This window comes from Yersinia massiliensis CCUG 53443, assembly GCF_000312485.1.
GTDB classification, from domain to species: Bacteria; Pseudomonadota; Gammaproteobacteria; order Enterobacterales; family Enterobacteriaceae; genus Yersinia; species Yersinia massiliensis.
Map to the genome: position 1 here is coordinate 91150 of NZ_HE997652.1, position 17448 is coordinate 108597.

Below are 17448 nucleotides of genomic sequence, written 5' to 3' on the forward strand. Positions count from 1 at the left end.
TTTTCCCTGGGGTGTTAGTTGCCCGCTTTCACGACATCCTATAGCGATCCACGCGTGATCTTTTGCGCGGGTTATTGCAAAAATATTTTCACTGTCAATTCCCTCGCAAACCTTGCGGCGCTTGACTTCACCGCACTTTCAACTTTTATAAAAATAACCCCAGCACTTTTATTTGATCGTCACGGAATCCAAAAGAGATCCTTTTAAAACATGATGTTAACCAAAAGGTTAGCAAACCGATAGCCGCGACATTTTGCAAACTGTTGCAAATGTTGGCGACGAGTGCAAAACCATTCGAGCAGCAACAGCCCAGCGGCGGCGCGGCTTGGCGGGTTTGTTTGCCCCTCAAAACTTTTGCAAAATTTTTAAGATCCAAATCGTGCAGGCGGGTGCGGTGTAGCGCCGATTTCGTCCCGCGAGTGCTTCCGTATGTGGGGCAGGAGTTCGCCCGCTTGCGCAGGTGACGAGATCGAATAGTTGGCGTTGCGATGGCGTGTTATATGACTAAAATTGCTTGTGAGGCATTACAGGCGGGTTTGTAATTGCTGAAGCACAGACGGTTATGTCTGTGCTCGATGCAGGTTAAGCGATGAAAGGGCCGTATTTGGTGGTAAGGGCTTGTGTGCGTTGGGCTGTCGCGTTGAAATCGCCGGCATTCAGTGGGCCACCGGTGTTGGTGTGGGTGTGTGCGGCTGTCTGCTGTGCGAGAGTTTGGATCACGTCCAGCGTGTCGGTTAGCAACGTCAGCACATTGATTTCATCTGTCCCCAGGCGCACCGATGGCGCGATGAGTTCTTGGGCGGCGGCTGCACTGCGGCGAATGCCGGCGATTTTCTCCGTGAGTTTGCCGCCAACGTCGGTTGTCTGGTTCTGACCAATCTTGATATTTTGGCTCTGGCCAACATCGTCATTTCTGTCTTTACCCACTTTCGTGATCATATTGGCCGATGTGCCTATCGAGTAATCACCCTCGGCAAGTTGCACGACTTGGCCGGCCATCAGGGTTTTAGTCCCTAGTACCGTGGTACTGTCATTAGCTTTAACCGTGGTGTTGCGTGTTGTGGTGGTGCGGCTTTCCTCGTCACTGGTCACGCTGCGGCGGCTGCTGGTTTCTTCGATCGCTTGGTCGGTATCGCGCTGCCAACTCCCCTCGACCGTTACGCGCTGACTGACGCCGGCGCGCTGTTGTTGCAATTGCTCCCCTGGCTTGACTGCTGGCAGTGATAAACCCTCAGACAGGATTTGCCTTATCATCGGCTTGTCGGGCCGGCCATCAGCAAAACCGATTTCGACCAGCGTTCCCTCTGGCGGGAATTGGAACATGCCGCCCTCACTGCCGGCCATCGGAATTGGAAGCGGCACCGCGTTATATTCTTGCGCGCCGGCGGCGGCGTTGCCGTTCTCGTCCAGCAATTGCACATTGACGGCATAACGTGGCCGGAAGGGGTCGGACGGGTCGCCCAATTCGGCGGCATCGGTCGGACTCATCACCCGCGCACGGCGTGGCAAATGTAAGCCCGCCCCCAATTCTGGATAAAGTTTTTCAATCTGTCGCTGTTCCGGGGATTTCTGCGCCGGCTGGCCTTGGCTGTTTAATGGCGTCCAGTGCAATGTCATCGAGTCGTCGCTCACATCTACTTTTGTGATGCGCCGGCCGTTGACTATCACGCCCGGTCGGATGGCCGGAATCAGTGGCAGCGTCAGGCTATTCCCGCCGCCGCCGCCCTGGGCGAATTCTTGCGGAATATCGACCGGCGTTTGTGCAAAACGAGAATCGGCATAACTGCCGACATAGACCGTGCCATCAGATAATTGATACCAAACATAATCCGGTATGCTAAATGCGCGGCCGAGGTTAAGTAAAAGCTGGTTGCCGCTGCCATTATGCTGAAAATGGGGGATGGGGGTATCGGTGTAAGCGGCGTTTTCCGGCAACACAAAACGCATACCCGTCGCTTTGCCGAGCGCGTCGGTTACATCGCGCAAAGTGGGATGTTGCAGTGAGCACGGCCACGAACGCTCGAACACGCCGACCAACTCCCGCACCATTAACCGCAGCGCGCCATTTTCAGCCGGCGCGCTGCGCTCCACAAATCCGGTTAACCAACGGTAAATCGAAGCGTTATAGCCCAAATCCAACCGCACCAATTTACCGGTACAATCCTGGTCAGTTAATGCGGTGATAAAACCCAGGCCGCACCCATTGAGTGAGAGCGAAAGGTTTATATTATTTGCGGCGACTTCATCATCACCGATGCGCAATGTGACAACGGATTTCATGAGCTCCCCCCGGCTGGGCCGATAGCGTTATCCACTTTTTGCAGCACATTTTCAAACCAGGAACGAGACTCTGCTGTCTCGCTATCTGATGCGGTCGCCGTGCCGCCCGCCGTTTGGATGGTGGCATTTTTACCGCCCTGGCTGGCTTGCTGGGCTTTACGTTCGGCCACGCTGGAATATTCAGCCAGGGTAAAATTAATCAGCCACGACATAGAGTTGGTTTGTTCGGCCGCATCTACGCCGGTAGTGAATGTCGCTTCGCGAAACTTAACCGCCTGAGCCAGTGAATGGGCGACGCGGTAGCGTTTTTTGCTGCCGTCGCTATTCTTGGCTTCGGCCAGGCTATAAATCCGCGTCAGCATTGCGGCGTTGGTGTAGGGAATGAGTCCGGAAACGCGCAATTCTTTACCCTTCGTGCCTTGCTCTGATTTGCTCGTACTGCTGGCTTGGCCGCTTTGGTCTTTATCCTGAATGGACATAGAAAGCGTAATTAAAATATTACTTAATAAAATGGCTTCCCCATCAAGGGCCAGCGTAACAACATTACTCATGATTGATCACCATTGCGCGCAGTGGGGCTAAATCAGCGCCCACAAACATGATCGCCAGGCTAAAAATGGCCTGGCTGTCAGGGATGTCTTTCTTCATCTCTGCGATCGCCGTTTGCGTATTGCCCTCAACGGATATCGACCAAACCGGCACGCTGGCCCCTTGCAATTGTTCCAAGCTATTGTTTGCCTCTGCCAGTAGCGCGGCGCGTTGCTGACTGAATGCGGTCAAAGCATTCCCGATAGCCTCGCTACTGCTGCCGGCGGCGGTATCATTGATCGCTTTTTGCAAGGCTTGCGCGCCGGATGCCTGGCGTGTAGTCGTAACTGAAAGCGGCGCGGCGGCAGGCAATCCACCGGGGCGCGTGGGGATTTGCATCTTGCTGACATCTAAACTCAAGTCGGCTTTAGCTCGGCGTTGAACTTGCGTTAATGCTGGAATGGGGAACACCTCGGCGGCGGCGGTCAGCAAAGCGATAAACTCGGCCAAGGTTTTGGCGGTGATAAGCAATATCACGACATCCTGATGGCTGTCTGCGCCGGCCAGTCGGTTAGCTAGCGCATTAATCGCATTAGTGGGACTCAAGAACGAGCCTGATTGTTCTGTTTGACCGACTCCGAACGCCCAAGGATGCGCGGCCACGGTCGAGCAATTGACCGGGGCCAAATTGGCGGGGATGCGTAATACCGATTTGTGCCACGTCATACCGGCAATACCGGCCAAGGCTGGTTAATGTCGAGACGCATTAATGCAATGCGGTACTGTTTCAACGCCGCCAATCGGCTAAGTTCCTGCTCTGTGCCTGTCCCGCTTTGCTCGATATCTTCTAACGTGGCAAGCTCTACAGAAATATCACTCATCAACTTTTTACGTTGCTCATCAGCCGCCGCAGCGATTTCCTCATCTGAGGGGATGCGCATGACGACTTCGCCATTGAGATATTCATATGCGGCCCACTCCAGCACAAAATTATCGGGGAGTGATTCCACTTCGACAATGGATAGCCCCGTTGGGGCGATGGCGTAGACATGCTCTGAGACAGTGCAAACATATCCCTGTGCGTTATAGCCGACTTTGAATGTATCTTCGCGAAATGTCTTTTGCAGTTCGTACCAGTCCCGCCCCTCTTCATCAACGTGATAAATCACCACGCCCCGTAATTCAGGGTCGTATTCCTGCGTTGAAATGGTGAAATTTTTATAATGCTGTAATGATTTCATTAACCAATGTCTCCACCCATTTGCACCCATGCCCCGCTAGGGCGCTGCATAAGCAGCGGGCGCACTCTAGAACTTAAGTTCGCATACGCTAACGTCAAATATGTCCCGGCAGGGGCGTCCAATGTCGATGTGACTGATATAGACGCACCGCGAGCCAGTGCAACTACACCGTAGGATTGAGCGGTATTACTAATATTCCCGATATACGTCGATAAATACCCGCCCCATACAGTGCCGTAGACATTCCCGTCAGCGGCTAGCCACGCCGCGCCGTTGCCCGCGCGAACATTGGCACCTGATGTGATATTACCCGTGACGTTTAATACTTTCGGGATTGAGACATCGCCAGTGGTCTTATTGATGACAAGAGCCACGCCGCCCGGAACAGAGACTACGCGTGTATTCCCGCTTGAATCGATATCAATAAAAGCAACGCGCACGCCGTCTTTATCGAATAAATCGATTTGCGCACCCTCGGCACTGCCTGGCATGGGGTAAACCTCAAGATTCTTTACGCCAAGATTGCCGGGTAACTGGATATTTGTATCTTTAATGCTGATGGCATTCACAATGCGGGTATCATCGCCCGCCGCCACAGTGCCGGCCGTCGTGCCAATGTTGCGCACGGCTGAATTACCCAGCTCAAGACCTGCGCGACCAGTGGCGGGAGTATTTCCCCCTGTCCCGCCGCCGATGACCGGCACCGGAATGGCGGCGTTCCATTCTTGCCAGATAGTGAATACACGCGATCCCGGATTACCCACCGCCAGCACTTTATAAACACGGTAATTCGTTTGCGATGCGGTGTTGGGTATGACCGTTAAACCAATTCGGGTTGCGTTTGCTGTGATAAAGTCAACTAAGATACAAACCCCCGTACCGACAACATAATCCAGCCCCAACGGGGGATTTAGCCATGACGTGTAGTTGGTCTGATAATTTCCGCCTGATGTGAATATGAAGTTCTGCCAATCGAAATTGGATATCGTGGCTTGCGTTGGCAAGCCGATACCCATATCCCCAAGATTATTCGTAATCGCTAAGGCTGCATTTTTAACGGCTTTGGGCGTTGCGGCGAGTGTTTCGCTGTCGCTGTTCGTTGCGCTACTAAGCTGAACAAAGCCTTTATAAAGCAGTGTGCCATCAGGGTGGTTTCTGGATTGCTCATGCTTTGCCAGCGCGTCGTCAGACAGTGAGCCTTTAGGGCGTAAATCGGTAATATTCCCCGCTGCGTCAATGCTGGCGACTGCAAAGACATAGTGCATAAAACCGTTTTGACTGTAATTTTCAAGCGTTGGCGCAACGGTGATTTTTATCACCGCTTCCCACCGGCTGGTAATATTTCCCTGCAAGCTGACGTCGGCCCACACTTTTGTCGCGGTGGCCGGCACGGTGATATTGCGATTAGCGGGCAAATCGGCCCGAATACCGCCGACATAGCCAGTGCCTTTCGTCACAAAGAATTGCGCGCCCGTTTTAGCCACAAGATAACCCGTGCCAAAAAATGCGCCGGCGCCGTAATTATCAAAATTAATGAGCCGCTGCATCTCATCAATCCCCATCAGCCTGGCGGTGAAATCAATTTGCCAAGTCTCCGCAGGGGTGGTGATGCCGGTAGCGGTAGCCGCGCCGTTGTACTCCATTAAGAATGAACGTGTCAGGACGTTACCTTGTTGGCCGGTCACGTTGGCGACTTTACGCTGAGTCGGTGCGTGAACAATCATCGCCACCGTTCCGCTGGCCTTATTGACTAACCCTATCCAGTTGAAATCAAAATCGCCGACTTCGGTTCCCATCGTGACGGAATACACCACCGCATTGTCATTGACCACGCCAATTTTATTGACGCTCTGGCGGTGAACAATTTGTGCCGCCGGCGGCAATGTCTCGGCGCGGTCAATCGGTACGGTATGATCCAGACCTGGCACATAGGCGAGGACAAACTCATCCAGTACCACAAATTGGCCTGTGGCGGCTTCTTGGGCTTTCCACTGCTCGAAAGCAAAAGTAATCGCAGTTTGTGACATTATTCTTTCTCCATCAGCGACGCACCAAAGGCGGTTGTCACTTCATTTGATACGGTGCTGGCGCTGTAACAAATATATTCACACCCCACATGGCCGGCGCGGATATGCATATCAACGGGGGTGATAATTTCGTAACGGTAGCGGCGACAAGTTCGGCCATATTGACGAATAATATTCATCAATAATTCACTGTTTTCAGCCAGTTGGCTATCCGTCACCCGTACCGTTATCACATCCCAATCGATATCCGGTTGACGCTCTAGCAGTTCGACATAGCCCACGCCCAGGCGCGCGAATATGGCAATAAATCCGGCCACTGACCCCGCGTCTTTGGCGTTGATAAAGGCGAAATGTACCCGCTTACGAAACAGTGCCAGCGGTTCGCCAGGGAAGCGGGTCACGTCACGTTGATAAGCCAACACATTGAGCAACGGCACGACACAGGTTAGTGGGTCGGTTTGGTTTAGCGGCCATTTGATCCAGCTGTAAACCTGTTGCCAAAATGCCCGGCAGGCGCGCATTAATTTCACCGGCTCGCCTTTGTTCATCCATACCGGCAAGTTAAATTGCGGTAGCTTATCCATCAGCATTCTCCAGCGTCAGCGCGCCCAGGCGGGGCACCGAAAGCCCACTGATAATGTCACCGGTCGAAAAGGCGATTGACTCAATTTCAGCAAAGTTATCGTGCAACTCTTCACCCAAGCGCGACATGGAAAATCGGCTGTGCGGCCAAGTCTTTTGGACGTTGTAATCGGTATTTTCACGAAATGCGCAGCCGATCAGATTGCGGATATTGGCAAGTAGGGCGGTTCGGCGTTCATCTTCTAAATTGCTGCCATCAAAAAAATGAAGCGTCACCGTGAAGTCGTGAGTGGTTTCCGGGAGTGGCAAGCACAACACATCGTCACCGTGGCCGTGGTTGCCCTGGCTCATCACATAATCATTGACCGTATCGATAAACGGCTGGCTGGCGATGCCAGAATCCAGCAACAAATAAACGTTCGCCGTACCCGGCCCGCGCGGGGCATCGTGCAAGAAAAAAATCCGGTCAGTGGTCAAGCCGGCAATGCCGGCAATTAAGCCGCGGTAAACCGCATCAATATGGTATTGACCGGGCAAGTTAAATTGATTGCGCACCCGATCGCGTAACTCGTCATCTTCCTCCGTTCCTGCGCCGGGGGTGGTTAGCCAATTATCCTCATTGACGGCACTCGCAATCCCATTGATTGCCACGGGCAAAATACGGAAATATCCCGGTGCTAAGTTGTGACCGCTGCCGGCTGTTTCAGCTTTGACCGCAATCAACGCCCCGCTGACGCCGGCAGAAATGACCACATCAACAATGGTCACTAATTTATAAATGGTGCCGTTAATGCGCTCGGTCTGAATAACGCTACCGGCGGGGACGGTAATTTCAGCGCTAACGCTATCTTTGGTAAAGCGGATCACGCCCTGTGCGGTGCTGGCCTCTTTGCGGGATAAATTGACCGCCCAGGCAAACAGATCAACAAAAGTCCCGCTGGCAGTGGCAAGAAACATATTCGCCATCACGGTGCTGGATAGTGCATTGACCAGCCACAGCGCCGGCGCGGTCACTATCGCCTTGATAAGCCGCCAGAACGGCGACATATTCGAGGTGTTTGTGACTAATTTCTCATCATCAACTATTTTTTCAAATTCAGCGTTGATTTGGGTTTCCGTCGTCGGCATCCCCTGATCGGCAAGAATGGCCTTATAGTCGGGATTCGGGCGGTTATTCATCTTCATCCCCTCGTCGAAAGTGGGCCGAAATCGTAGGTATCAGCAGTAATAAAATAATTTCCTTGGCTATCATCAGTAATGACGATAGTCCCCGGCACAATCCGGTTATCGGTTTCAGTCAACAATTCCATTTGCAACAGGATATCAGCGCGCAAAATCGGGCTGCGTTCGGCAATGAGCAATTTGACGAGGCCGGATTCGATGATCCGATGAACGCAATCCTGCGCAATGCTGATGCGGTCGGCGCACAAAAGCGGTTCATTGCCGGACGACAGCGTAAAATCGCCGTCCGTTATTAGCAGGTCGATGTACAGGCGTTCACTCATCCGGCGGCAAGCTCCCTTGATTCCATGATGCTGTCGAAAGTGGCATTGTTCGGCGCAATGATATTCATCTCATGAATGGTGTTACCCATGCGGGTACTGTTGGTCTGGCTGTTGTTAGTGGTGGTCAAGGCTTTTGCTATCCCGCCCTTATTCATGACGGGCGCGACCAGTCCGGCCGGCGCGGGTAATGATGCGGGCGCGGCTGCGCCGCTCTCACCTTGTCCGATGGGCTTAAGGTCGATGCTTACCCCTGGGATTTTATTTAACTTGGTGACAATCCAGTTGTAAGTCGCGCCAAAAGACTCGGTTAAGTAGTCCCACAGCTTGCTAAAGACATTGCCGATGGCGTCAGCAAAGTCATTAAATGCGGCGACCGGCGACAAGCCGCCAAAGTACGCCACAACCATTTGCCAGCCTAGGGTAATAGACGCCCACACGCCGGCGAACATGTCCCCAACTTGGCCGGCGATTTCCATTACCCATTTAAAGGCGGCGCTGTCCAGCAAGGCAGTTTTCAGTTGATCCCAATGGGAAATGACATACCAAACCCCCGCCGCCAGCGCGATAAGGCCACCAATGATTAGCGTGATAGGGCTGGTCAATAACTGCATACCTGCGCCGGCTAACATCGTGGCGATACCGTAGGCCCGCATCGCCACGGTGCTACTTATCAGCATCATGCGAACGGCTAAAAGCGTGACGCGTAAAAATTTCATCGCGCCGTTATAAATCACCGTGGTAAGGGTGGCTAACTGAATGGCGCGGGCCTTGAGATTAATCGCCCACATCAAGCCGCGAACGGTGAATGTGGCAACCGCCCAAATGCCGGTTAACCCCAGCCAGATAAATTTAGATACCCCCATCACGATATTGGCAACTGCACCGGCGGCGGCAACGCCCAACGTTGCCAGAGTGATATAGCCGATCCAGCGGGCAATATTGGGGAACATGTCCAGCCATTTAGCAAACTGCGTCCCGGCGTTTATCGCATAATCAGCCAGAGGGGAAATGGCCGGTATCAACTGCATACCCACCGCAATTCGAATACGTTTCCAGACCTGATCAACACGCTCCCACATGTCGGCCATTTTTTTCGCCATTGCTACCGCATGATCTAATCCCTGGGTGTTCCCCATATCCCGCATATGTTGGCGCAATTTATCGGCTTGGCCCCAAGTGGCGGTTAATGCCTGAGCGCCATCGCCAAAGGCTTTGTTTAATGCGGCTTGCGTCTTAACATTGCCCTCAATGGTATTTCCGAATTTATTTTGTAGTTTTTGCAGAATGTCAGGAAATTCCAGCATTTCGCCTTTAGCGTCAGTAAAGCTCAGGCCCAATTGCTTACCGCCCTCGATCGCGCTTTTCAGGAATGCGTCATAAATCCCGCCGGCCTCGGTGCCTTTGGTCTGTTTCAGCATCCCCATGACGGCAAGCTGTTCATCCATGCCCGCCCCCATTTGTAGGCCGGTGCCTTTGCTGGATTTGACCATTTCCCGAATCTCGTCAAGATTCGCGCCAAAGTTCTGCACCATGTATGCGCCTTTTGACGCCATCATTTCAGCAAAAGGAATATTGCCCATCTCGCTGGCGGTGGTACGGAAGTTATTCGCCATGTCGGCCATGTAATTGGCGGCACCTTCGGCGCTGCCTTTGGTGGCGACGGCCAAGGTGTTAATGGCGGTGGTATAGCGTGGCAATTCATTGTCGGTGATGCCGGCAATGGTACTTTTGATAATCGTTGCCGAGCTAATAAAGTCGGCGGCATTCTTCCCGTAAGCGGTGCTAAATGTCTGCGCCGCTTTGAACATGTTATCTAATGCTTGCGTGCTGACGTTGCGAGTCGATAGCTCATCTAAGGTCTTTTGAACCTCATACGCAGGGGCTAGAAGAGACTTAACGCCCTGCACAACACCCCATAACCCCAACGCCCCGACCGCAATTTGTTTAAAGGCCCGCTGTGATTGTTTGGCGAACTGTTCGACAGACTGTTGCGCCTTGCCGAGCGGGGCGCTCAGATTGTTTTTAAGACTCAACAGAAAAGACAGTTCTTTCATGGTTTTCCCTATTCGCCGTTAAAGGCTTTGCAGATGCCGATGGCGGTGCTGTTGGTGGTGCTTTCGTGGAAATATTCAGCTAGCCAGGCCGCGCGCGCCAGGCTCATGGCGTCATCACCTTCTTGTGGGAGGTAATGACGCCGGAGCGTCATATATTGTTCAAGCGGGTTATCCTTAATCGCTTGAATAAGCGCGGTTATTCCTTTACTTCGATATCAGCGTCTGGGGCGTAAATCTCATTCACTTTTTTGGCGATTTGCGCCGCCAAACCAGGGAATTGCATTAGCTCAGCCAGATTGTCGCGAGACTCCGGCACAACAATTCGTTTCAGGTAGGTACTGATCGCGCCGACGATATTTTCATCGCGTGCCGACTCATTCAGGCACTTGTTATAGGCGACTAATGTCGGGGCGAATTGCACCGTAATACCTTTAACGACCAGGGTGATAACGTCTTTAGTTTCTTTGCTCATGGTTCAATCCTTAGTATTGGGTTTTAAATATTTTTAATGTGTCGTTTTATCGTGCCGCTTTATTTCATTAGCTGGGCGGCGTACTCAATCAGCCAGACCTTTGGGGCTAGCCACAGTTGCAGTGCGTGACCGATGTTTGATGTCAGGGCGACAAACAAGAAAATGCTCAACATAGCCAAGAGGCCTGTAAAAGTAGTGGCGATAGCGTAGTACTTATCGTGTGATAAATACGTCAGACTTTTTCTAATGAAAAAAGCACAGGCAATTAGCAAGAGAATAAACACGGTAATGCGCAGGCTGTAAGAGACTGCTTTCCAGACCATCAACTGATGAATGATGTCCGGTAGCTGGGCCTTACTGAAATCGATAGCCTGATCCACACCGCTGGCGGCGCGATTAATCAGGTTAATGAGTACGTCATTTGCTTTATCGGTCATGTTCAAAGTCTCGCCGTTGTCTGATTTCTGTTATCAATTGGTTATGCCTAGCGGCACACTCTGGATATAACGTTTTGTACTGTTCCAGCGCATCACTAAAATCGGTGCCGGTATTACCCGCCAGGCGCGGCAACTGTTCCGGGCAGGGGGTTAACAAATTTTCTTGATAGGGTACGCTCGGCGCGTTCCGTACTGTCGTTGAACAGCCGGACATACTCATCACTAGCGCAAACATTGCTAAATACCGGCTTAATGATTTCAGTCCTGATAGTTCGCTCCGTATGCACTTCATTGGCTCTTAACTCCGTTAATTTGTCCTCAAGTTGCCGCGATGATGTGCCGGCGATTTTTTCAACCTGCACGCGGGTGGCGGTAGCGACTTGGCTAATTGCCAGTTCTATTTTTGCTTGGCTCTCGCCGTGCATCGTCCAACCGAGCCACCAAGCCGCAATCAGTAGCAATATCGCCGGCAACAGTTCGCGCATCACTTCACCCCGTTATGCTCGAGGCTAAAATGATTGCCATCTTTGAAGCGCCCGCCCCATGCACCACCAATCGACTCCCAATATTCCCCCAGGGGCTGATAGGCTTCGCTTTTGTCCTGGTACTGGCCGTTAATAAACAGATTGAAATCCACGGCTAGGCGCTGGGTGTGCAAACTGTTGGTAATGCCTTTACCCGATTTGGCGTTTAATGCGGCCTGTTCCGGGGTGCGGTAGGCTTCGCCAAAGGTCAGGCGGTAGCCGTGCTCGTCAGCAAAATTAATGAGTTGGGCTATCATGACGGTAAATACCGCCTGTTTTTCGCTTAATGTCATGATTCTTTTTCCTTTTTAATTCGCCCTAAATAACGGGTAAGTAATCGTGTCAGTAGCAGCTCAATGACACTGGAGCCAGTAATCCCTAGCGCTGATGCGATGGCGAGTAATTCCAAAAGACCTAAGCCAGGTAAATGAATCAGGGCCATACCTGCCAGTAATGACGTCGCCGAACCCAAGATGATGCGACCGACAATCAAGCGCAGGGTGAGCGCTTCGTTACCGACTAACACTTGGCCGAGAGAGATAAAGCCCCCAACCCCGCCGAGCATCAGCACGATGCGAATAAATGACGTTTCTCCGTTTGGCATATGCATCACTCACCCGACTAAGTCGCGGACATCGTCCATAGACAAGATAGGAGTGCCATCGATACGCACAAAATCGGGGCTGGTCACAAAGTATTTAACTTTGTGGGTCGTGGTTTCGCCGCCTTTCTGGTCAAACCCTAACGGACTGGTCACCACCAACTTGCACCCAAACAATTCAACGGATAATTCTTCATCGCCGGTATTGGCATAAAAAAGAATATCGGTCGTCGGAATTTGGCGATAACTGCCGGCTGATTTAGCCGCCGCCCCAATTTTTTTAAAGTTCTTGGCGTCCAACTCCATTTCACCTTCTGCGGACACATCACCCGAAACAAAACCGTCAGGAATGCCGCGCGTTTGCGTGGCGGCGGTGTTATCGGTGATATCCACGGAAATGGTTTTGACGTAGATAGTTTGCGTTCCCAGGCTAATGTCGATTGAGTTGCCGCCAATGCGTGCTGTTGTCATGTTAATTCTCCGTGATGGCGGTGATTGATTCGTCTAGCATGATGCCAACAGTGATTGTTTTAGCGCTGCCGTAAGGTCGCACCACAATGTAAATGCTCACCGTTTCGCTGTCCGACCAGGAAATAGCGACGTCGCCCGCTTGCGGTGACTTCACTTCGCCGGGGAATGTCTCGCCATTAATTTGGATGCTATGAGACATATCTCGCAGGGTGCGGGCGAAATAGGTCTGATGGGCGGCAATACTGCCCGGTGTGCTGTTCATTGAGCGGTCGGCAATTTTGGCGATGGCCTGAATGCGCACTCGGCGAGAAGCCTTATCCACAATCCGCACATTCTCAATTTTCTGGAAATCGCCGCCTTTCACGTCCAGCGTGCGACCATCGGCCCAATACATACCCTCGTAATCGGGATACCACATCGGCACCGAATAACGCAGGTCATGCAAGGCGCGTAAATGGGCCAAGGTGACTTCTACGCCGTTCTTATCAACGGGCATATCGGCGCTATCAATCCCCAACCCTGTCAATGCACCGGTTTTAACGCGTGCGGGGCTGTCGGCGACGGTCACGCTGCGCTTGCATAAGCGGCCCGCTAACACGCCGGCTTCATTGCGCCACAATGCCGGCACCAGTTGCACCGACTCGGCGGCAATACCGGTTTCCAATTCAGCCATAAAGGCCAGATATTCCGACCAAGTCATTTCTTCTAATGACTCTTTTTGCTCGGTCGGGCTGGCAACCGTCAGCATTGACCACGCCCAACGGCCGTATTTATTTGCCAGGTCAGCACGTAAAGACGCATACGCGTTAATTTTGGTGCGGCCGCTGGTCACGTCAATAATGGGAACCGTGCAAACAATCCCCTCAACAGAAAGCAACTGTTGCGCATTCATGATCGCCAATATGTCGTCGCCTGGCAGTGCATCAACGGGCATGATAATGGCGTAGGCTTGCCAGTTTTGACCGCCATTGCGCTGACCGGCGCGGACGTTCTCACGCAAATAAATGTCTGCATCAGCCAACACCACGGCGACATCAGATTGTGAATCCAGAGCGATCAAATCGCCGGGGTTATCAGAATCAGCGGCGGCACTGCCAATAAACAGCACGGTGCGCTCAACTTCGTTAATCCTGCCCTGGCGCTGGTTAAGCTGGTTTAGTGTTACGGTGGGCCATGTCATTATTGTTTTCCTCTTATGTCCTGCGCTTTCACGTTCCAGCCAAAGCCGATAGCCTGGAGTTGGCGCGTCATAATGTTGTTAAACTCGGTATCACTCACGTCTAGGAACACGCGAGAAGGGATCTCGATAGGCCATGATTTTTTCGCCGGTTTACCGCGAAGTTTTTTAATCATTAACCCAGCCTGTGCCATGCTCATGGTGTTTAAAATATGTGCGCTGGTTGCCTTAACGTATTTACCGTTTTTGAGCATCTTAAAACCCAGCGCGCGCAACTTTTTAGCTTGGCGCGGTAGTGCCGGTTTATTGCGTTGGTCAGGGCGTGGCGCACGGTCGGCACTCATTGAAAATGACGCGCCATCTTGATGCACCCCCGCAATTAAGCCGGCTGAAACCGGTTTGTTGCCGTTTTTATAGTTGCCACCCTTGAAATAAATCCGGACAGCTTCCTGTTCCGGCATTTCTCGCACATGCAATAATTTGGGTAACTGACGTAACATCTTGCCCTTACCCCGCTTGCGCGCCGGCCACGGTTTGCCGTCTGCGTCTGTCTGGTTGCGTTGGTGACGTTTTGCAGCGGTGATAATCCCCAGCTTGGCAATGCGCCATAACAGCCGTTGCCGCTTTTTAGGGGGCAGGTCAGCCGCCTTTAACGATTCACGCAACTGTTGCAACTGGCGTTTATCCAGCTCTCCACGGACAATCACGGCGCATCACTCAACGGTACACCGGGTGATTGTGGTTCACCTGATGGCCCGCCACTGAACAGCCGGCCACCGGTGGCAACCATGATTTCAGGGTTAACCAGTGACCAACGTTTCCCATTCAATGGAATGCGGCCGTTTTCATCTACGCGAATATTGATGCTGTCGGCCAGCTCCACCACGATTTCAAGCGGTGACGAATTTTCTTCATCAAATTCAATATCAACAGTCGGATCAGCGAGTTCCAACTCGTCATAAATTTCATTCCGGTAATCGCCCAGCCAAGCCAATATCAGGGCGTAAACTTCTGCCGGCGCGAAAATTCGGTAAGGGAATGCCCCCCAATTCAATACCGCGTGATAACGCAATATGCCTAGCCGGCGCTGTTCTAATCCCAGGGCTTTTGGGGCGGTGATGATCGACGCGCTATCAATGGCACTTTCAAATTGTTGCATTGCCCGTTCTGGCAAACACTCCGTTAAAAAGGCGGTCAGGCTTTCTATCTGGCTCATATTAAATGCACCCCAACACGCGGGTATTTCTTCATATTGCGCAGTACAAACGCCGCTTCCGCTAACAGAATGTCGCGGGTTTCGCTGCTTTCCTGCCCTGGGTGCGTCTCGCGCCGGCCAATGCTGGCAAATTCGCCTAACAAATCCGCTTTTGCCCTGGCGTATACCGCTTTTTTGTATTGGGCGGTCAGTTGGTTTTCATCTGCCATTTTCGCGCCTGGTGTATCCAGCGCAGTAGCGTGGCCTTTGCCTTGCCAGTAGATCACGACGTCGGCGACATCATCATTAATTTCAGCTATCGCGGCCAATAACGCTTGTGCGGCTGTTGATGCCGGCAGTTCTGGCGGGATGGTGCGCGATTTTTGAAAATCAGCCAGATTGAGGTCAGGCCAAAATGTCACCCCGTTAACAATGGGTTTATCTTGGTATTCAATTTGACGACCGCTAAACCCTAATGATGGTGCTGCCACAAAAACCCCTTATGTGCAAAATGGGAAGCGGGCTGACCGAGATCCACGACCTCGAAAACCTTACGGGTTTTCTGTCTCCCTCGCGCCCGCCCCGGCTTGCGGTAGTCGTTAAGCCTTTTGTAATGCCCGAATACGGGCGGCGATTTTTTCACGGTGAGTCTTGACGCCCACTTTCACATCAAAGGCTCCAGCCTGTGCCAGTAATGCGTCAGCCTCTAACAGCGTGTCCACATCATCGATCGCCGTGGCAACCGGTTTACCAGACTTATCAGCCAGCAATAGCAACCCGGCGAACTTGTACCATTTGGCGTTAACCTCTTCATGAAGCCGCCATTTATCGCGAACATTGGCAAACGTCCGGCTAAAATACGGCTCAATGCTGTGACCGAGTGACGCTTGTGTTTCGGCCCACGCAATAACGGTGTCAGCCACAAAGGTGGAAAAGGTGCTTTTGATGTTCTCAGGGGTGCTTTGCCCCTGTTCAATGGCGATATCGGCCCAATCCAGCGCCTGATCAAAGTTCCCCACGTCAAACAACCAGACCACGCACCAAGCGAACGCCGGGTTAGCGTGAACTATGCCGCTTTCCAGATAGCGCTCAACGGTCGGTAGCCATTTAGGCAACAGCTCGTCATGCTTCATATCGATGCGGTCGGCAATCGTTCCCAGGCTGCGCACTCGCATTACATCACTGTCTAGCTCACGCAGTTGTAAATGCAGGCTGGCAGGACTGGCGCTCAAGGCTTCATGCTTTTTTAAGGCTGTTTCAGCCATGACGCGCCGGCGGTAACGTTGACAAGGGGAAAGGGCCATAATTATGCGCCTCCGTTGACTTCATCAAGGACGCCATCGCCCACGGTGATCACATCGTAAGCGGCATAAAGCTCGTCATACTCCACCGCGTAACCTTCCATGCGCAGATAGTTGTTTTCAAAGCGCTTGCGGTCGTCTACCCATTCGGCTTTACGCTTACGCGTGCCGCGCTGGGTGTACAAGTGCAAGTTTGAAAGCATGGTGACAATCAAACGCCCTTCCGGCATGAATGGCGGGGTATAGGCGGTACGGCCCGCAATCTCACGGTTAATCAACTGCGCGGCGACTTTCTCCGTCGGGCGGTCAATGCGGTTCATCATGCTGGTTGCATCAGCGGCGATAAGGTCGGCCGATACCAACACCACCAAGCGCGGGTCGTTGCGGAATGGTTCATAAATGCAAGTGTGGATAAGGTCGGTAACAGCCGCGTCCAGTGAAACGAAATCCGCGCCGGTGCCGTTACGGTCTAAAATCACGCTGTCGGTGATGATTTGACCGGGTGAACGTTCCTCGACAATCGTTTGCCAGCCGCGGTTAACGTCTTGGCCCAGCGGGTTAGCCACTGGATCAGTGTTGTCGGCGATGCTGGTACCGTTAAAAGCGATACGCAACATATCCAGCGCAAAGGATTCGTTGCTGAATGCTTGAATACGCTGGAAAAATTCATCTTCTGTACCGGAATTCGCCCAAACGACCAGAAGCGCATAGGTCAGATATGAGCCTGAATCGGTTTCGACTAGCTTATATTCGTTACCCGACACGCCCATTTCACGATTGAAACGACCGTCTTTTTTACGTCCAGTAAACATCCCCGGATTACCGGTATTGACGACTTGGCCCTGAATCTGGTCAACATCCATCATATTGATAAGGCGCAAGAATTCAGACTCTTGCATCAGCGCATTACGGAGCGATGTTTCTTTCGGGTCAGTTAACGAAAAGAATTGCTTCGTGTCAGGCTGGTTATTAGCCTTGGCTAAGCCGGCCGCATATTTGCGGATAAGGGCTTCCGCTTTTGGGGTTAATTGCATGTTCTTTTATCCCGTTTAA

The 17448-nt window shown here is 52.3% G+C and carries 23 protein-coding genes; all 23 read right to left on the reverse strand.

The window, feature by feature from the left end:
- Nucleotides 1-582 precede the first annotated feature (582 nt).
- Nucleotides 583-2280, reverse strand: coding sequence for a hypothetical protein (locus tag BN68_RS21965; RefSeq protein ID WP_019213312.1), 1698 nt, complete (start codon nucleotides 2278-2280; stop codon nucleotides 583-585).
- A complete protein-coding gene (locus BN68_RS21970) occupies nucleotides 2277-2831 on the reverse strand; it encodes a baseplate complex protein (RefSeq protein WP_019213313.1) in 555 nt (184 codons plus the stop codon). Before BN68_RS21970 ends, BN68_RS21965 begins: the two co-directional genes overlap by 4 nt.
- A complete protein-coding gene (locus BN68_RS21975) occupies nucleotides 2824-3534 on the reverse strand; it encodes a hypothetical protein (RefSeq protein WP_019213314.1) in 711 nt (236 codons plus the stop codon). Before BN68_RS21975 ends, BN68_RS21970 begins: the two co-directional genes overlap by 8 nt.
- Nucleotides 3531-4049: a tail fiber assembly protein gene (locus BN68_RS21980; protein WP_019213315.1), complete on the reverse strand. Its 519-nt coding sequence runs from the start codon at nucleotides 4047-4049 to the stop codon at nucleotides 3531-3533. Before BN68_RS21980 ends, BN68_RS21975 begins: the two co-directional genes overlap by 4 nt.
- Nucleotides 4049-6076: a phage tail-collar fiber domain-containing protein gene (locus tag BN68_RS24400; RefSeq protein ID WP_019213316.1), complete on the reverse strand. Its 2028-nt coding sequence runs from the start codon at nucleotides 6074-6076 to the stop codon at nucleotides 4049-4051. Before BN68_RS24400 ends, BN68_RS21980 begins: the two co-directional genes overlap by 1 nt.
- Nucleotides 6076-6660, reverse strand: a complete 585-nt coding sequence (locus BN68_RS21990) for a hypothetical protein (RefSeq protein WP_019213317.1) — start codon at nucleotides 6658-6660, stop codon at nucleotides 6076-6078. The genes BN68_RS24400 and BN68_RS21990 overlap by 1 nt, the downstream gene beginning before the upstream one ends.
- Complete coding sequence (locus tag BN68_RS21995) at nucleotides 6653-7837, reverse strand: baseplate J/gp47 family protein (RefSeq protein WP_019213318.1); 1185 nt, start codon at nucleotides 7835-7837, stop codon at nucleotides 6653-6655. Before BN68_RS21995 ends, BN68_RS21990 begins: the two co-directional genes overlap by 8 nt.
- Before the next feature lie 2 nt (nucleotides 7838-7839).
- Nucleotides 7840-8163: a DUF2590 family protein gene (locus BN68_RS22000; RefSeq protein WP_019213319.1), complete on the reverse strand. Its 324-nt coding sequence runs from the start codon at nucleotides 8161-8163 to the stop codon at nucleotides 7840-7842.
- Nucleotides 8160-10217, reverse strand: coding sequence for a phage tail tape measure protein (locus BN68_RS22005; protein ID WP_019213320.1), 2058 nt, complete (start codon nucleotides 10215-10217; stop codon nucleotides 8160-8162). The genes BN68_RS22000 and BN68_RS22005 overlap by 4 nt, the downstream gene beginning before the upstream one ends.
- A gap of 8 nt (nucleotides 10218-10225) precedes the next feature.
- Nucleotides 10226-10369 (reverse strand): DUF6890 family protein, encoded by a 144-nt coding sequence (locus tag BN68_RS24635; protein ID WP_019213321.1) that lies wholly within the window; start codon nucleotides 10367-10369, stop codon nucleotides 10226-10228.
- Nucleotides 10370-10413: 44 nt separating this feature from the next.
- Nucleotides 10414-10689 carry a putative phage tail assembly chaperone gene (locus BN68_RS22010; protein ID WP_019213322.1) on the reverse strand — a complete coding sequence of 92 codons (276 nt, stop codon included), beginning with the start codon at nucleotides 10687-10689 and terminating at the stop codon, nucleotides 10414-10416.
- A 59-nt stretch (nucleotides 10690-10748) separates the two neighbouring features.
- Complete coding sequence (locus BN68_RS22015) at nucleotides 10749-11126, reverse strand: hypothetical protein (protein WP_019213323.1); 378 nt, start codon at nucleotides 11124-11126, stop codon at nucleotides 10749-10751.
- Nucleotides 11116-11346 carry an Rz1-like lysis system protein LysC gene (gene lysC, locus BN68_RS24670; protein WP_071822508.1) on the reverse strand — a complete coding sequence of 77 codons (231 nt, stop codon included), beginning with the start codon at nucleotides 11344-11346 and terminating at the stop codon, nucleotides 11116-11118. Before lysC ends, BN68_RS22015 begins: the two co-directional genes overlap by 11 nt.
- Nucleotides 11240-11611 (reverse strand): hypothetical protein, encoded by a 372-nt coding sequence (locus BN68_RS22020; RefSeq protein ID WP_019213324.1) that lies wholly within the window; start codon nucleotides 11609-11611, stop codon nucleotides 11240-11242. The genes lysC and BN68_RS22020 overlap by 107 nt, the downstream gene beginning before the upstream one ends.
- A complete protein-coding gene (locus BN68_RS22025; protein ID WP_019213325.1) occupies nucleotides 11611-11943 on the reverse strand; it encodes a M15 family metallopeptidase in 333 nt (110 codons plus the stop codon). Before BN68_RS22025 ends, BN68_RS22020 begins: the two co-directional genes overlap by 1 nt.
- Entirely contained in the window at nucleotides 11940-12254 is a 315-nt protein-coding gene (locus BN68_RS22030) for a phage holin family protein (RefSeq protein WP_042807095.1), read from the reverse strand. Before BN68_RS22030 ends, BN68_RS22025 begins: the two co-directional genes overlap by 4 nt.
- Nucleotides 12255-12263: 9 nt before the next feature.
- Nucleotides 12264-12722 carry a phage protein gene (locus BN68_RS22035; protein ID WP_019213327.1) on the reverse strand — a complete coding sequence of 153 codons (459 nt, stop codon included), beginning with the start codon at nucleotides 12720-12722 and terminating at the stop codon, nucleotides 12264-12266.
- A gap of 1 nt (nucleotide 12723) precedes the next feature.
- Nucleotides 12724-13902, reverse strand: coding sequence for a DUF2586 domain-containing protein (locus BN68_RS22040; RefSeq protein ID WP_019213328.1), 1179 nt, complete (start codon nucleotides 13900-13902; stop codon nucleotides 12724-12726).
- Nucleotides 13902-14606, reverse strand: coding sequence for a hypothetical protein (locus BN68_RS22045; RefSeq protein ID WP_019213329.1), 705 nt, complete (start codon nucleotides 14604-14606; stop codon nucleotides 13902-13904). The genes BN68_RS22040 and BN68_RS22045 overlap by 1 nt, the downstream gene beginning before the upstream one ends.
- Nucleotides 14603-15115: a phage tail protein gene (locus BN68_RS22050; protein WP_019213330.1), complete on the reverse strand. Its 513-nt coding sequence runs from the start codon at nucleotides 15113-15115 to the stop codon at nucleotides 14603-14605. Before BN68_RS22050 ends, BN68_RS22045 begins: the two co-directional genes overlap by 4 nt.
- The gene (locus BN68_RS22055; RefSeq protein ID WP_019213331.1) at nucleotides 15112-15585 is read right to left on the reverse strand and encodes a head completion/stabilization protein; all 474 of its coding nucleotides are present in this window, start codon (nucleotides 15583-15585) and stop codon (nucleotides 15112-15114) included. The genes BN68_RS22050 and BN68_RS22055 overlap by 4 nt, the downstream gene beginning before the upstream one ends.
- A 108-nt stretch (nucleotides 15586-15693) precedes the next feature.
- A complete protein-coding gene (gpM, locus tag BN68_RS22060) occupies nucleotides 15694-16398 on the reverse strand; it encodes a phage terminase small subunit (RefSeq protein ID WP_019213332.1) in 705 nt (234 codons plus the stop codon).
- A 2-nt stretch (nucleotides 16399-16400) separates the two neighbouring features.
- Nucleotides 16401-17429, reverse strand: coding sequence for a phage major capsid protein, P2 family (locus BN68_RS22065; RefSeq protein WP_019213333.1), 1029 nt, complete (start codon nucleotides 17427-17429; stop codon nucleotides 16401-16403).
- Nucleotides 17430-17448: the final 19 nt, after the last annotated feature.

Bases quoted from the DNA above. Each gene is read 5' to 3' on its own strand.
- BN68_RS21965 (WP_019213312.1), bottom strand. From the start codon at position 2,280: ATGAAATCCGTTGTCACATTGCGCATCGGTGATGATGAAGTCGCCGCA.
- BN68_RS21970 (WP_019213313.1), bottom strand. From the start codon at position 2,831: ATGAGTAATGTTGTTACGCTGGCCCTTGATGGGGAAGCCATTTTATTA.
- BN68_RS21975 (WP_019213314.1), bottom strand. From the start codon at position 3,534: ATGACGTGGCACAAATCGGTATTACGCATCCCCGCCAATTTGGCCCCG.
- BN68_RS21980 (WP_019213315.1), bottom strand. From the start codon at position 4,049: ATGAAATCATTACAGCATTATAAAAATTTCACCATTTCAACGCAGGAA.
- BN68_RS24400 (WP_019213316.1), bottom strand. From the start codon at position 6,076: ATGTCACAAACTGCGATTACTTTTGCTTTCGAGCAGTGGAAAGCCCAA.
- BN68_RS21990 (WP_019213317.1), bottom strand. From the start codon at position 6,660: ATGGATAAGCTACCGCAATTTAACTTGCCGGTATGGATGAACAAAGGC.
- BN68_RS21995 (WP_019213318.1), bottom strand. From the start codon at position 7,837: ATGAATAACCGCCCGAATCCCGACTATAAGGCCATTCTTGCCGATCAG.
- BN68_RS22000 (WP_019213319.1), bottom strand. From the start codon at position 8,163: ATGAGTGAACGCCTGTACATCGACCTGCTAATAACGGACGGCGATTTT.
- BN68_RS22005 (WP_019213320.1), bottom strand. From the start codon at position 10,217: ATGAAAGAACTGTCTTTTCTGTTGAGTCTTAAAAACAATCTGAGCGCC.
- BN68_RS24635 (WP_019213321.1), bottom strand. From the start codon at position 10,369: ATGACGCTCCGGCGTCATTACCTCCCACAAGAAGGTGATGACGCCATG.
- BN68_RS22010 (WP_019213322.1), bottom strand. From the start codon at position 10,689: ATGAGCAAAGAAACTAAAGACGTTATCACCCTGGTCGTTAAAGGTATT.
- BN68_RS22015 (WP_019213323.1), bottom strand. From the start codon at position 11,126: ATGACCGATAAAGCAAATGACGTACTCATTAACCTGATTAATCGCGCC.
- lysC (WP_071822508.1), bottom strand. From the start codon at position 11,346: ATGAGTATGTCCGGCTGTTCAACGACAGTACGGAACGCGCCGAGCGTA.
- BN68_RS22020 (WP_019213324.1), bottom strand. From the start codon at position 11,611: ATGCGCGAACTGTTGCCGGCGATATTGCTACTGATTGCGGCTTGGTGG.
- BN68_RS22025 (WP_019213325.1), bottom strand. From the start codon at position 11,943: ATGACATTAAGCGAAAAACAGGCGGTATTTACCGTCATGATAGCCCAA.
- BN68_RS22030 (WP_042807095.1), bottom strand. From the start codon at position 12,254: ATGCCAAACGGAGAAACGTCATTTATTCGCATCGTGCTGATGCTCGGC.
- BN68_RS22035 (WP_019213327.1), bottom strand. From the start codon at position 12,722: ATGACAACAGCACGCATTGGCGGCAACTCAATCGACATTAGCCTGGGA.
- BN68_RS22040 (WP_019213328.1), bottom strand. From the start codon at position 13,902: ATGACATGGCCCACCGTAACACTAAACCAGCTTAACCAGCGCCAGGGC.
- BN68_RS22050 (WP_019213330.1), bottom strand. From the start codon at position 15,115: ATGAGCCAGATAGAAAGCCTGACCGCCTTTTTAACGGAGTGTTTGCCA.
- gpM (WP_019213332.1), bottom strand. From the start codon at position 16,398: ATGGCCCTTTCCCCTTGTCAACGTTACCGCCGGCGCGTCATGGCTGAA.
- BN68_RS22065 (WP_019213333.1), bottom strand. From the start codon at position 17,429: ATGCAATTAACCCCAAAAGCGGAAGCCCTTATCCGCAAATATGCGGCC.